Annotated in this window: 7 protein-coding genes, 2 tRNA genes and 2 rRNA genes; 7 read left to right on the plus strand and 4 right to left on the minus strand. The window is 60.4% G+C overall.

Annotated features, from left to right (window positions below):
- Positions 1–109: 109 nt before the first annotated feature.
- Positions 110–868 (minus strand): SDR family NAD(P)-dependent oxidoreductase, encoded by a 759-nt coding sequence (locus tag PRtIB026_RS09545; protein WP_203647726.1) that lies wholly within the window; start codon positions 866–868, stop codon positions 110–112.
- 115 nt (positions 869–983) lie between these two features.
- Between PRtIB026_RS09545 and PRtIB026_RS09550 the strand changes: the two genes are divergently transcribed.
- Both PRtIB026_RS09550 and PRtIB026_RS09555 read left to right on the plus strand, forming a co-directional pair.
- Complete coding sequence (locus PRtIB026_RS09550; protein WP_203647725.1) at positions 984–1,904, plus strand: LysR family transcriptional regulator; 921 nt, start codon at positions 984–986, stop codon at positions 1,902–1,904.
- A gap of 124 nt (positions 1,905–2,028) precedes the next feature.
- Positions 2,029–2,349: a DUF2025 family protein gene (locus tag PRtIB026_RS09555; RefSeq protein WP_203647724.1), complete on the plus strand. Its 321-nt coding sequence runs from the start codon at positions 2,029–2,031 to the stop codon at positions 2,347–2,349.
- A 214-nt stretch (positions 2,350–2,563) separates the two neighbouring features.
- Here the strand turns inward: PRtIB026_RS09555 and PRtIB026_RS09560 are convergent, their stop codons facing one another.
- Both PRtIB026_RS09560 and PRtIB026_RS09565 read right to left on the minus strand, forming a co-directional pair.
- Entirely contained in the window at positions 2,564–5,149 is a 2,586-nt protein-coding gene (locus tag PRtIB026_RS09560; RefSeq protein ID WP_203647723.1) for an EAL domain-containing protein, read from the minus strand.
- Positions 5,150–5,199: 50 nt separating this feature from the next.
- Complete coding sequence (locus PRtIB026_RS09565) at positions 5,200–6,276, minus strand: diguanylate cyclase (protein WP_203647722.1); 1,077 nt, start codon at positions 6,274–6,276, stop codon at positions 5,200–5,202.
- A 125-nt stretch (positions 6,277–6,401) separates the two neighbouring features.
- Here PRtIB026_RS09565 and PRtIB026_RS09570 point away from each other — a divergent pair, with 125 nt between their 5' ends.
- Positions 6,402–7,496 (plus strand): MBL fold metallo-hydrolase, encoded by a 1,095-nt coding sequence (locus PRtIB026_RS09570; protein ID WP_203647721.1) that lies wholly within the window; start codon positions 6,402–6,404, stop codon positions 7,494–7,496.
- Here PRtIB026_RS09570 and PRtIB026_RS09575 read toward each other — a convergent pair.
- Positions 7,493–8,368 carry a formate/nitrite transporter family protein gene (locus tag PRtIB026_RS09575; RefSeq protein WP_232855828.1) on the minus strand — a complete coding sequence of 292 codons (876 nt, stop codon included), beginning with the start codon at positions 8,366–8,368 and terminating at the stop codon, positions 7,493–7,495. The genes PRtIB026_RS09570 and PRtIB026_RS09575 overlap by 4 nt on opposite strands.
- A 457-nt stretch (positions 8,369–8,825) precedes the next feature.
- Between PRtIB026_RS09575 and PRtIB026_RS09580 the strand changes: the two genes are divergently transcribed.
- From PRtIB026_RS09580 to PRtIB026_RS09595, 4 genes are all read left to right on the plus strand, one after another.
- A 16S ribosomal RNA gene (locus tag PRtIB026_RS09580) occupies positions 8,826–10,362 on the plus strand.
- Positions 10,363–10,441: 79 nt separating this feature from the next.
- Positions 10,442–10,518: transfer RNA gene (locus PRtIB026_RS09585), tRNA-Ile, on the plus strand.
- Positions 10,519–10,551: 33 nt separating this feature from the next.
- Positions 10,552–10,627, plus strand: a tRNA-Ala gene (locus PRtIB026_RS09590).
- Between the two features lie 241 nt (positions 10,628–10,868).
- Positions 10,869–13,762 (plus strand): 23S ribosomal RNA (locus tag PRtIB026_RS09595).
- The 16S and 23S rRNA genes sit together here with 2 tRNA genes alongside, the layout of an rRNA operon.
- The last annotated feature ends 71 nt before the right edge of the window (positions 13,763–13,833 follow it).

Consider the following 13,833-nt stretch of genomic DNA (forward strand, 5'->3'; position numbering starts at 1 on the left):
CCCCGGCAATCTTTGCATCAACGCTGAAATCCCGGGGCTGCTGCGCAGCCCTTTCGCGGCACAAGGCCGCTCCTACACAGGAACTGCGCATCGACTGGACAACGCGCGCCTAGAGAAACATCCCCCCAGACACCTCCAGCCGCTGCCCCGTGATCCAGCCATTGCCGTCCTCCAGCAATAGGGCGATGGCCGCTCCGATATCGTCGGGCAGGCCGACGCGTCCCAGCGCCGTGTTGCCGGCGATGTAGTCATTGACCTGCTGGTTGTCGCGCACCACGCCACCGCCGAAGTCGGTCTCGATGGCGCCCGGCGCAAGAATGTTCACGCGGATGCCGCGCGCGCCCAGCTCCTTGGCCTGGTAGCGGGTCAGCACCTCCATGGCGCCCTTCATGGCCGCATAGGCAGCGTAGCCGGGCAGGGCGAAGCGGGTCAGCCCGGTGGAGATGTTGACGATTCGCCCGCCGTCGGCCAACAGCGGCAGCAGGTGCTGGGTGAGGAAGAACGGCCCTTTGAGCTGGATGTTCAGCAACTGGTCGAACTGCGCCTCGCTGGTCTCGCTGAACGGCGCGTTCAGGCCGATGCCGGCGTTGTTCACCAGGAAGTCCAGCTGGCGGCGGCCGAACTGCTGTTCGAGGGTGTCGCCCAGGCGCTCGGCGAAGGCGGCGAAACTGGCACTGTCGCTGACATCCAGTTGCAGCATGGCGGCGCGCACGCCGGCCTGCTCCAGCGAGGCGGCCACGGCGCGGGCCTCGTCGGCCTTGCTGTGATAGGTGCCGATGATGTCGATACCGCGAGCGGCCAGGTGTTCGGCGGTGTTCTTGCCCAGGCCGCGGCTGGCGCCGGTGATCAGTGCGATCTTGCGAGTCATGTCGATTACCTCGGTGGGGTGGCTGTTGAATGACAGGTTATTGATCGGTTGATGGCTGTTAAATCCACGGATTCCGGAAATACTGTTCGTATAGAATGGACAATCGGAGCCCGTGATGAACAAGCTGGAGCTGTTGCGCACCTTTGTCAGGGTCAGCGAACTGAGCAGTTTCACCCTGGCCGGCGAAAGCCTGGGCTTGCCGCGCTCGACCGTCTCCGAGCAGGTGCGGGCGCTGGAGCGGTTGCTCGGCACGCGCCTGTTCAACCGCACCACGCGACGGGTGCAGACCACCCAGGATGGTGCCTTGCTCTACGAGCGCAGCAAGGACCTGCTGTCGGGCATGGACGAGATCGAAAGCCTGTTCAGCGCCGACGATGCCGAGTTGGCCGGGCGTTTGCGCATCGACCTGCCGACCATGATGGCGCGGCGGCTGATCGTGCCGGCGCTGCCAGGGTTCCTTGAGCGTTTTCCGCGTCTGGAGGTGGAGCTCAGTTGCACCGACCGCCAGGTCGACCTGCTGCGCGAAGGCTTCGACTGCGTGATGCGCATCGGCGCGCTCAGCGACCTGGATGTGGTGGCCCGTCCGGTGGGGCGCCTGAGCATGCGCAACTGCGCCAGCCCCGCCTACCTCGAGCGGTACGGCGTGCCGCAGAACCTGCAGGACCTGGCTGGCCATCGGTTGGTCCACTACGTGCGCAACCTCGGTGCCCGCAGCGCCGGGTTCGAATACGAGCAGGATGGCGAGCTGCGCTTCCAGGCCATGGCCGGCGTGGTCACGGTGAACAATGCCGAAGCCTACTCCGCCGCCTGCCTGGCCGGGCTCGGGCTGATCCAGGTGCCGGCGGTGGGTGTCGCTGAACACCTGCGCAACGGTGAACTGGTATCGCTGCTCGAGCCCTGGCAGGCGCGGGCCATGCCGGTGTCGTTGCTGTATGCGCGGCAGCGCCATGTGCCGCGCCGGGTCCAGGCGTTCATGAACTGGCTGGCGGCGCTGCTGGCGTCGCAGGTCGACCCGGTGGCGGCGCCAACCGGCTGAAACGGGAAGGGTGAGAAAGCGTGGCGAAGGTTCCGGCAGTTGCGTTAGGCTGGCACCTGCGCGTCGCCCGTCAGAGGTGACCGTTCCCTGCGTGCGTCACTTCCGAATTTTGCGAGGTTACGCCATGGCCATCACTTCCCAGGACATCTGCAACGCCGCCGACCAGCTCAAGGGCTTCGTCGGCTTCCACGGCAAGCGCGGCATTCATATCGTGCGGTTTTCCGAAGATTCGTTCGGCATGGATGTCGCCGACGACAGCATTACCCCCTGCAACGAGTTCGTCTGGCGGCACGAGGCCGATACGCGCATGGCATTGTGCCGGGAGCGCCTGGCCTTGTTGCTGGAGCAGCATGTGGACGACCGGCTGAACATCGGCGAGCCGCTGCGCATCTACCTCCAGCGCACCGACCTGCCGGAGATCGTGGCCGAACGCAGCCTGCGCTGAAGGCATCTCCCAAGGGCAAACGCAATCCCTGTAGAACCCCCCCAGTCCTTCGGGCTGCGCTGTCGCGCAGGAAACAGAGTTTTAAGCATCACCTGCGTGGGAGCGGGCTTGCCCCGCGATGCGATGTTTGGCACCGGCTTTGCCGGTGATCCGGGCGGTGCGGCGTTCCGACAAGCCCGCTCCCACAGAGATACAGCTCCCTCTCCCGAGGGACTCAGGACACATCCTGCTGGCGCACCTCCCGGCCCGCCAGCAGCGCCTCGAACCCCGCCCGGTCCACCGGCTTGCTCAGGTAGTAGCCCTGGACCTCATGGCACTGCTCCTTGTCCAGCGCCTGCAGCTGCTGCTCGGTCTCCACCCCCTCGGCGGTGACCGTCAGCCCCATGGCCTTGCCCAGGTTGATGATGGCCTGGACCACCGCACGGTCGTTGCCGCTCTGGCTGCTGAGCCCGGCGATGAAGCGCTTGTCGATCTTGATGCTGTCAAACGGGTAGGTGCGCAGGTAACCCAGCGACGAGTACCCGGTGCCGAAATCGTCCATGTTCAGGCGCACGCCCAGCTCTTTGAGCGCGAGCATGGTGCCCAATGCGCCTTCGATGTCGTTGAGCATCACGTTCTCGGTGATCTCCAGTTCCAGGCGCTGGGCCGGGAAACCGGTGTCCAGCAGCACCTGGCGCACATCGGCGACCACATCGCTGCGGGAGAACTGCGCCGGCGACAGGTTGACCGAGACCAGCAGTTCGTCGGGCCAGTCGCGGGCATTGCGGCAAGCCTCGGCCAGCACCCAGCGACCAAGAGGCACGATCAGGTCGCTCTGCTCGGCCAGGGGGATGAAGGTGTCCGGCCCGAGCAGGCCTTCCTCGGGGTGTTGCCAGCGCAGCAAGGCCTCCACCGAGACGATGCTCAGGTCGTCCAGGCGGTAGCGCGGCTGGTAGTGCAGGACGAACTCGTGCTGTTTGATCGCCCGACGCAGGTCGTTTTCCAGTTGCCGGCGGTACTGGATCTGCTGGTTCATCTCCGGCGAGAAGTAACGCCAGGTGTTCTTGCCGTCGGCCTTGGCCTGGTACAAGGCGATGTCGGCGCAGCGGATCAGCTCGCCGGCATCGTAGCCCTGGGCCCGGGTCTGGGCGATGCCGATGCTGGCGCCGATGTGCAACTGGTGTTCCTCGTAGGCGATGGGTTGCTGCAGCAGGTCGAGCAGGCGGGCGCAGAAGCGGTCGATCTCGCTGCGGTTGTCCAGGCCATGCAGCACCAGGACGAACTCGTCGCCGCCCAGGCGGGCTACCAGGTCGTTGTCGCGGGTGGTGTCGCGCAGGCGGCCGGCCACCTCCTGCAGTACCGCGTCGCCGGCCGGGTGGCCGAGGGAATCGTTGATCGGCTTGAAACTGTCCAGGTCGAGCAGCAGCAAGGTCAGCGGCGGTGAATCGCTGCCGCGCAACAGTGCCTGCTCAAGGTGGCGTGACAACTTGTTGCGGTTGGCCAGGCCAGTCAGGGCATCGTGCATCGACAGGTGCTGGATGCGGGCATGGGCGGCGACCTCGTCGGTGATGTCGCTGGCGGTACCGCGAAAGCCGACAAGCTTGCCCTCGTAGATGATCGAGCGCGCCGATACGCGGCAGTAGCGGTTCTGCCCGCTGGCGTCATCGTAGTTGCAGCGCAGGTTGGCCAGTTGCTGCGGGTTTTCGTCGGCCTGGCTGTCGAGCCAAGGCAAAAGCGGTGTAGTGTCGCAGGCCAGCAATTGGTTGAGCGGCTGGCCTATCCAGTCCTCTAGCCGGTAACCGGTGACGCTGACGAAGCGCTGCGACAGGTAGGTCAGGCGGTGCTGGCGGTCGGTTTCCCAGATCCAGTCGGACGCGGCCTCGGCTACCGCGCGAAAGCGCTGTTCGCTCGCCTCCAGGGCACGGTTGCTCTGCTGCAGGCGCAGCAGGCTGTCGTCGATGGCGCGGGAGCTGCGCAGGGCATGGCGAAACAGGTAGAGCAGCACCAGGCCGAGCACCAGCAGCACCGCCAGCAGCGGTGGCAGGAAGGCGTGGAGCAGTTGGCGGCCCGGCAGCGGCGTGTTCCAGGCCAGGTGATAGCCGGTTTCGCCCAGGGCTATATACGGTTGTCCGGCCTGGGCAGAGCCGTTCTTCTCCAGGCGCATGCCGGTCAGGCCAGCGCCCTTGCCCAGCACGGCGAGCTTGGCCTCGGTCAGCTGGTCGACGAACACCATCACCGGCGCCTGGCGCACATCCGCCTCGGTCACCTCTTTATCCGGGCGCACCGCCGCCGCGCTGAGCACTGCGGGCCAGTCGTTGAAACGCACGAAGTGGGTCACCTGCTCGCGGGCGGGGGCCGCTTTGCGCGCCGCGTCGATGAGCGCCGCCAGGGGGCTGTCGATATGGGCGCTGGCCGGCGAGTCGGTGGGCTTGCCCTTGAACAGGGCGTAGGTGGTGCGGCCATCCTCGACCACGAACACGCCTTCGTAGCCGCTGGCGCTGTACAGCGACTCGCCGACGTTCTTCTCGTCATAGGCCCACTGCCAGTCGACCTTGCCGACCAGATGTTCATAGGCGACGTCCCAGACGGCGTAGCTGGAGAGGAACTGGCGCGAGGCCACCAGCCGCTGCTCCAGCGCCTGGGTGGCCTGGAAGGTGCTTTGCTGCTGCGCTTGGTGGTCCAGCGTGGCGGCGATGTTGAACAGCGCCACCAGGGTGAACACGCAGGCAAGCCCGAACAGCGCGCAGAAGCCGCCGACCAGGCGGCGCACCTGCAGGCGCGAGGTGGGGCTGGAGGATGAAAGGTCGACGTTCCTGTCCATGTACGGGCGACTCCTTCAACTGCTGTCTGCGCCCGGGCCTGGGCGAAGGTTCAGTCAGGATAGGCCAGCTTGAGCATGGCGGCCTCGCCGCGGGCGAAATTGACCTGGTCGCGGCCCTGGTGCTTGGCGGCATACAGGGCCTTGTCGGCCTGTTCCAGCCAGTGTTCGGGCGAGGCGAGGGTGGTGCGAAAGTCCGCCAGGCCGATGCTCAGGCTGATGCGCAAGTCAGGCAATTGCGGGTTGCGGTAGGCGCCGACGCGCTCGCGCAGGCGTTCCATGGCCTGGCAGGCCTGGGCCTCCTGGGCGCCGGGGAGGATCACACAGAACTCGTCGCCGCCGTAGCGCCCGGCCAGGTCGTCCTCGCGCAGGCTGCGCCGCAGTTCCTGGCTGAGCTGGCGCAGCACGCAGTCGCCGACCACATGGCCGTAGGTGTCGTTGATGGTCTTGAAGTGGTCGATGTCGATCAGGGCGATGACCGCCGGCAGCTGTTGTTGCTGGCAGATCTGGAACTTGAGCAGCAGCAGGTCTTTCCATGAGCCATGGTTGAGCAGGCCGGTGAGGCTGTCGGTGCGGCTCAGGGCGCTGAGGCGGCGCTTGTGCTCGGCCAGCTTGATCGCCAGCTGGTAGCACACCCAGCCCAGGGCCAGGGGGTAGAAGGTGAGCATCGGCAGGCAGGCGAGCACCTGCAACTGCGTGGCCTGGAGCTGCAGGCCGGTGCCGAGCAGGGCGCTGGCCAGCAGCATGCCGCCCAGCTGGGCCAGCAGGCCGCGCAGCAGCACCCGTTTGCCACCGGCGGCGACGTTGTTCATGGTCATCATCGACAGGATGGTCACGGTGGGCAGCGGGTTGAAATGCATCGCCGCGGTCCAGAACCCGCCCATCAGCGAGTCCAGCAGGATGTTGCGCTGTTCGGCCTGGTAGGGCGTGGCCGAGCGCCGAGCCCACTGATAGGCCACATGAGGCCAGAGCAAGCCGTTGAACAGCAGCAGGGCCCAGGCCCACTGCGGCGGGTTCAGCGGGGCGATGGCGGCCATCACGCTGAACAGGCCGATCCCCAGGCCGATGATGCGCGGCAGGTAGATGCGCCTGACGAAAGAGAGCCCCTTGCCGCTGCGGTTGTCGATCATGGTTGTCGTTCTTCTGTGGGGCGCCGTTTATCGCATAAGTCGTGTGAATATTGTTGAACAATCGTTCATCGGCGAAAAATGACCTTACAAGCCATTTCACGGTTGATCCGACCCTGTGGAGTAATATGAAGGCTTTCCTCTTATGCGGAGTGCTGCTGCTCATGGTCCCCATGGCTACCCCCGCCGGCGAGCCGGCACCGCACCGGGACGGACGCTTTCACAACCAGGTCGAGCTGCCCCGGGATGGCGTGCTCAAGAAGCTGCGCATCGGCGTCAAGTACCTGCTGTTGCGCAAGCCGCCGCAAACCCGGCCAGACGCGGCGCTGAGCCTGCAGCCGATGACACGCCAGCAGGTGGCCGAAGCACCGGATCACAGCCTGTGGCGCCTCGGCCACTCCACGGTACTGCTCAAGCTGCGCGGGCGCTTCTTCATTACCGACCCGGTGTTCGCCGAACGCGCCTCACCGGTGCAGTGGGCCGGGCCGCTGCGCTTCCATGCGCCACCGTTGGCGCTCGACGACCTGCCGCCGCTGACCGCGGTGATCCTGTCCCATGACCATTACGACCACCTCGACGAGCAGGCCATCCGCCGGTTGGCGCCGCGCACCGAGCACTTTCTCGCGCCGCTGGGGGTGGGCGACCTGCTCATCGAGTGGGGCGTGCCGCCGGCCAAGGTGCGGCAGCTGGACTGGTGGCAGGAAACCGAGGTCGAAGGCGTGCGCTTCGCCGCCACGCCGGCGCAGCACTTCTCCGGGCGCGGGTTGTTCGACAGCAACCGCAGGCTGTGGGCGTCCTGGGTGATGATCGACGAAGGGCTGCGGCTGTTCTTCAGCGGCGACACCGGTTACTTCGCCGGTTTGCGCGAGATCGGCGAGCGCTACGGGCCGTTCGACCTGACCTTGATGGAGACCGGCGCCTACAACGTTGCCTGGCCCAATGTGCACATGCAGCCGGAGCAGACCCTGCAGGCGCACCGGGATCTGAAAGGCCGTTGGCTGCTGCCGATTCACAACGGTACCTTCGACCTGTCGATCCACAGCTGGCAGGAACCCTTCGAGCGCATCCTGGCGCTGGCCAATGCCGCCCAGGTGCAACTGAGCACGCCACAGATGGGCGAGCGGCTCAGCCTCGACTCGCCGCATCCGGGGCAGAACTGGTGGCGACCGCGGCCATTGCCGCAGCGGGGCAGGTCATCCGAGCGGGCGGTTGTCGCGCGCTAATCCTTGACCTGCTTGTCGTCCTTCAACAGTTTCGAGGGCGGCTTGCCGCTGTCGCTGCGCACCTGGGCATGGCTGATCAAGGCGAAAATGAAGCTGCCGCCAATGATGTTGCCGGCCAGGGTGGGCAGGGCGAAGTCGAGCCAGAAGGCGCTCCAGCTCTGCTCGCCGGCCCAGACCAGATAAGACACCTCGACCGAGCCCACTACTATATGAGTGAAGTCGCCCAGGGCCATCAGGTAGGTGATCATCAGGATGATCCAGATCTTGGCGTGCTCCATGGACGGGATCATCCAGACCATGGTGGCGATCATCCAGCCCGAAACGATGCCCTTGGCGAACATCTGGCCGATGTCGTTCTCCATCACCTTGCGGCCCACATCCAGGAAGGCGATGTCGGTCTTGCTGTCGAAGATCGGCAGTTCGAGCATTACCCAGGCCACCAGCAGGGTGCCGGCCAGGTTGCCGAGCAGGACGATGGTCCACAGGCGCAGCAGGCGGCCCAGGTTGATGAGGGTGGGGGTGGTCATCAACGGCAGCACGGCGGTCAGGGTGTTCTCGGTGAACAGTTGCTGGCGGGCGAGGATCACTGCCAGAAAGCCTGCGCTGTAGCCCAGGCTGGCGACTACCTGGGCGCTGTCGCCCTCGGGCAGGCGAGCATAGAACAGCCCCATGGCCATCAATGACAGGCCCATGGTCAGGCCGGCCGCCAGCGCCGACCACCACAGGGCGGCGAGGGTGCGCTCCAACTCCTGGTCGCCCTGGGCGCGGATGATCTCGTGCAGCACCGCCGCCCGGGGCGGCTGGTTATGGCTGACTTCCTGCTCTTCGTCCGGCGACAGCCCCGGGGTCTTCTCGCTCTGTGCATCGCTCATGGCAGCCGCTCCGCTTGCGTGTTTCTCTACAGAGCGGCAACCGCGCCGAATAGTTGCCGAGCGGCCGCCGGATGGCGATCGAAAGTTTTTTCAGATCAAGGTGTTGACTCTGAAATCAAACCGCGTATTATTCGCCTCCTCGCAGCGTTGAACGCCACGAGGCAAGCGGTAAGTTGTTGAGGTTGAAGGTGTTTGCAGAAAACGACTTCGAAAGAAACTTCAAAATAACGCTTGACAGCAAATGAGGAAAGCGTAGAATGCGCGCCTCGGTTGAGACGAAAAGCTCTCAGCCAAACGCTCTTTAACAAATTGAATCAAGCAATTCGTGTGGGTGCTTGTGAGTATGGACTGATAGTCGCCAAGATTATCAGCATCACAAGTGGCCATGCGAGAAATCACATAGTCATTTGAGATTGCTGAGCCAAGTTTAGGGTTTCTTAAAAACCCAAGCAGTATTGAACTGAAGAGTTTGATCATGGCTCAGATTGAACGCTGGCGGCAGGCCTAACACATGCAAGTCGAGCGGATGAGAGGAGCTTGCTCCTTGATTCAGCGGCGGACGGGTGAGTAATGCCTAGGAATCTGCCTGGTAGTGGGGGACAACGTTTCGAAAGGAACGCTAATACCGCATACGTCCTACGGGAGAAAGCAGGGGACCTTCGGGCCTTGCGCTATCAGATGAGCCTAGGTCGGATTAGCTAGTAGGTGAGGTAATGGCTCACCTAGGCGACGATCCGTAACTGGTCTGAGAGGATGATCAGTCACACTGGAACTGAGACACGGTCCAGACTCCTACGGGAGGCAGCAGTGGGGAATATTGGACAATGGGCGAAAGCCTGATCCAGCCATGCCGCGTGTGTGAAGAAGGTCTTCGGATTGTAAAGCACTTTAAGTTGGGAGGAAGGGTTGTACGCTAATACCGTGCAATTTTGACGTTACCGACAGAATAAGCACCGGCTAACTCTGTGCCAGCAGCCGCGGTAATACAGAGGGTGCAAGCGTTAATCGGAATTACTGGGCGTAAAGCGCGCGTAGGTGGTTTGTTAAGTTGGATGTGAAAGCCCCGGGCTCAACCTGGGAACTGCATCCAAAACTGGCAAGCTAGAGTACGGTAGAGGGTGGTGGAATTTCCTGTGTAGCGGTGAAATGCGTAGATATAGGAAGGAACACCAGTGGCGAAGGCGACCACCTGGACTGATACTGACACTGAGGTGCGAAAGCGTGGGGAGCAAACAGGATTAGATACCCTGGTAGTCCACGCCGTAAACGATGTCAACTAGCCGTTGGAATCCTTGAGATTTTAGTGGCGCAGCTAACGCATTAAGTTGACCGCCTGGGGAGTACGGCCGCAAGGTTAAAACTCAAATGAATTGACGGGGGCCCGCACAAGCGGTGGAGCATGTGGTTTAATTCGAAGCAACGCGAAGAACCTTACCAGGCCTTGACATGCAGAGAACTTTCCAGAGATGGATTGGTGCCTTCGGGAACTCTGACACAGGTGCTGCATGGCTGTCGTCAGCTCGTGTCGTGAGATGTTGGGTTAAGTCCCGTAACGAGCGCAACCCTTGTCCTTAGTTACCAGCACGTAATGGTGGGCACTCTAAGGAGACTGCCGGTGACAAACCGGAGGAAGGTGGGGATGACGTCAAGTCATCATGGCCCTTACGGCCTGGGCTACACACGTGCTACAATGGTCGGTACAGAGGGTTGCCAAGCCGCGAGGTGGAGCTAATCTCACAAAACCGATCGTAGTCCGGATCGCAGTCTGCAACTCGACTGCGTGAAGTCGGAATCGCTAGTAATCGCAAATCAGAATGTTGCGGTGAATACGTTCCCGGGCCTTGTACACACCGCCCGTCACACCATGGGAGTGGGTTGCACCAGAAGTAGCTAGTCTAACCTTCGGGAGGACGGTTACCACGGTGTGATTCATGACTGGGGTGAAGTCGTAACAAGGTAGCCGTAGGGGAACCTGCGGCTGGATCACCTCCTTAATCGAAGACATCAGCCTGCTGATGAGCTCCCACACGAATTGCTTGATTCATGATGTAAAGACGATGCGACCTGTTATATAGGTCTGTAGCTCAGTTGGTTAGAGCGCACCCCTGATAAGGGTGAGGTCGGCAGTTCAAATCTGCCCAGACCTACCATTTATTGGTACTACCTGGTTCGGCTGGTCAAATGGGGCCATAGCTCAGCTGGGAGAGCGCCTGCCTTGCACGCAGGAGGTCAGCGGTTCGATCCCGCTTGGCTCCACCACTCTTCAGGTTTCGCACTGCTCAGAACTTAGAAATGAACATTCGTTGATGAATGTTGATTTCTGACTTTTGTCAGATCGTTCTTTAAAAATTCGGATATGTGATAGAAATAGACTGATTACCAGTTTCACTGCTGGTGGATCAGGCTAAGGTAAAATTTGTGAGTTCTGCTCGAAAGAGCGACGTGCGAATTTTCGGCGAATGTCGTCTTCACAGTATAACCAGATTGCTTGGGGTTATATGGTCAAGTGAAGAAGCGCATACGGTGGATGCCTTGGCAGTCAGAGGCGATGAAAGACGTGGTAGCCTGCGATAAGCTTTGGGGAGTCGGCAAACAGACTGTGATCCAGAGATCTCTGAATGGGGGAACCCAGCCAGCATAAGCTGGTTATCTTGTACTGAATACATAGGTGCAAGAGGCGAACCAGGGGAACTGAAACATCTAAGTACCCTGAGGAAAAGAAATCAACCGAGATTCCCTTAGTAGTGGCGAGCGAACGGGGACCAGCCCTTAAGCTGGTTTGAGATTAGTGGAACGCTCTGGAAAGTGCGGCCATAGTGGGTGATAGCCCCGTACACGAAAATCTCTTGCCAGTGAAATCGAGTAGGACGGAGCACGAGAAACTTTGTCTGAACATGGGGGGACCATCCTCCAAGGCTAAATACTACTGACTGACCGATAGTGAACCAGTACCGTGAGGGAAAGGCGAAAAGAACCCCGGAGAGGGGAGTGAAATAGAACCTGAAACCGTATGCGTACAAGCAGTGGGAGCCTACTTTGTTAGGTGACTGCGTACCTTTTGTATAATGGGTCAGCGACTTATATTCAGTGGCGAGCTTAACCGAATAGGGGAGGCGTAGCGAAAGCGAGTCTTAATAGGGCGCTTTAGTCGCTGGGTATAGACCCGAAACCGGGCGATCTATCCATGGGCAGGTTGAAGGTTAGGTAACACTGACTGGAGGACCGAACCGACTACCGTTGAAAAGTTAGCGGATGACCTGTGGATCGGAGTGAAAGGCTAATCAAGCTCGGAGATAGCTGGTTCTCCTCGAAAGCTATTTAGGTAGCGCCTCATGTATCACTGTAGGGGGTAGAGCACTGTTTCGGCTAGGGGGTCATCCCGACTTACCAAACCGATGCAAACTCCGAATACCTACAAGTGCCGAGCATGGGAGACACACGGCGGGTGCTAACGTCCGTCGTGAAAAGGGAAACAACCCAGACCGTCAGCTAAGGTCCCAAAGTCATGGTTAAGTGGGAAACGATGTGGGAAGGCTTAGACAGCTAGGAGGTTGGCTTAGAAGCAGCCACCCTTTAAAGAAAGCGTAATAGCTCACTAGTCGAGTCGGCCTGCGCGGAAGATGTAACGGGGCTCAAACCATGCACCGAAGCTACGGGTATCATCTTATGATGATGCGGTAGAGGAGCGTTCTGTAAGCCTGTGAAGGTGAGTTGAGAAGCTTGCTGGAGGTATCAGAAGTGCGAATGCTGACATGAGTAACGACAATGCGAGTGAAAAACTCGCACGCCGAAAGACCAAGGTTTCCTGCGCAACGTTAATCGACGCAGGGTTAGTCGGTCCCTAAGGCGAGGCTGAAAAGCGTAGTCGATGGAAAACAGGTTAATATTCCTGTACTTCCAGTTATTGCGATGGAGGGACGGAGAAGGCTAGGCCAGCTTGGCGTTGGTTGTCCAAGTTTAAGGTGGTAGGCTGAGATCTTAGGCAAATCCGGGATCTCAAGGCCGAGAGCTGATGACGAGTGCTCTTTAGAGCGCGAAGTGGTTGATGCCATGCTTCCAAGAAAAGCTCCTAAGCTTCAGATAACTGGGAACCGTACCCCAAACCGACACAGGTGGTTAGGTAGAGAATACCAAGGCGCTTGAGAGAACTCGGGTGAAGGAACTAGGCAAAATGGCACCGTAACTTCGGGAGAAGGTGCGCCGGTGAGGGTGAAGCACTTGCTGCGTAAGCCCACGCCGGTCGAAGATACCAGGCCGCTGCGACTGTTTATTAAAAACACAGCACTCTGCAAACACGAAAGTGGACGTATAGGGTGTGACGCCTGCCCGGTGCCGGAAGGTTAATTGATGGGGTTAGCGCAAGCGAAGCTCTTGATCGAAGCCCCGGTAAACGGCGGCCGTAACTATAACGGTCCTAAGGTAGCGAAATTCCTTGTCGGGTAAGTTCCGACCTGCACGAATGGCGTAACGATGGCGGCGCTGTCTCCACCCGAGACTCAGTGAAATTGAAATCGCTGTGAAGATGCAGTGTATCCGCGGCTAGACGGAAAGACCCCGTGAACCTTTACTATAGCTTTGCACTGGACTTTGAGCTTGCTTGTGTAGGATAGGTGGGAGGCTTTGAAGTGGGGACGCCAGTTCTCATGGAGCCATCCTTGAAATACCACCCTGGCAACCTTGAGGTTCTAACTCAGGTCCGTTATCCGGATCGAGGACAGTGTATGGTGGGTAGTTTGACTGGGGCGGTCTCCTCCCAAAGAGTAACGGAGGAGTACGAAGGTGCGCTCAGACCGGTCGGAAATCGGTCGTAGAGTATAAAGGCAAAAGCGCGCTTGACTGCGAGACACACACGTCGAGCAGGTACGAAAGTAGGTCTTAGTGATCCGGTGGTTCTGTATGGAAGGGCCATCGCTCAACGGATAAAAGGTACTCCGGGGATAACAGGCTGATACCGCCCAAGAGTTCATATCGACGGCGGTGTTTGGCACCTCGATGTCGGCTCATCACATCCTGGGGCTGAAGCCGGTCCCAAGGGTATGGCTGTTCGCCATTTAAAGTGGTACGCGAGCTGGGTTTAGAACGTCGTGAGACAGTTCGGTCCCTATCTGCCGTGGACGTTTGAGATTTGAGAGGGGCTGCTCCTAGTACGAGAGGACCGGAGTGGACGAACCTCTGGTGTTCCGGTTGTCACGCCAGTGGCATTGCCGGGTAGCTATGTTCGGAAGAGATAACCGCTGAAAGCATCTAAGCGGGAAACTTGCCTCAAGATGAGATCTCACTGGAGCCTTGAGCTCCCTGAAGGGCCGTCGAAGACTACGACGTTGATAGGTTGGGTGTGTAAGCGCTGTGAGGCGTTGAGCTAACCAATACTAATTGCCCGTGAGGCTTGACCATATAACACCCAAGCAATTTGCGCCGAGGCCAAATTGTGGTGGTGAAGACGAAAGAACCGAAAGTTCGCGACA

Source organism: Pseudomonas sp. RtIB026 (genome assembly GCF_016861355.2).
GTDB classification, from domain to species: domain Bacteria; phylum Pseudomonadota; class Gammaproteobacteria; order Pseudomonadales; family Pseudomonadaceae; genus Aquipseudomonas; species Aquipseudomonas peradeniyensis.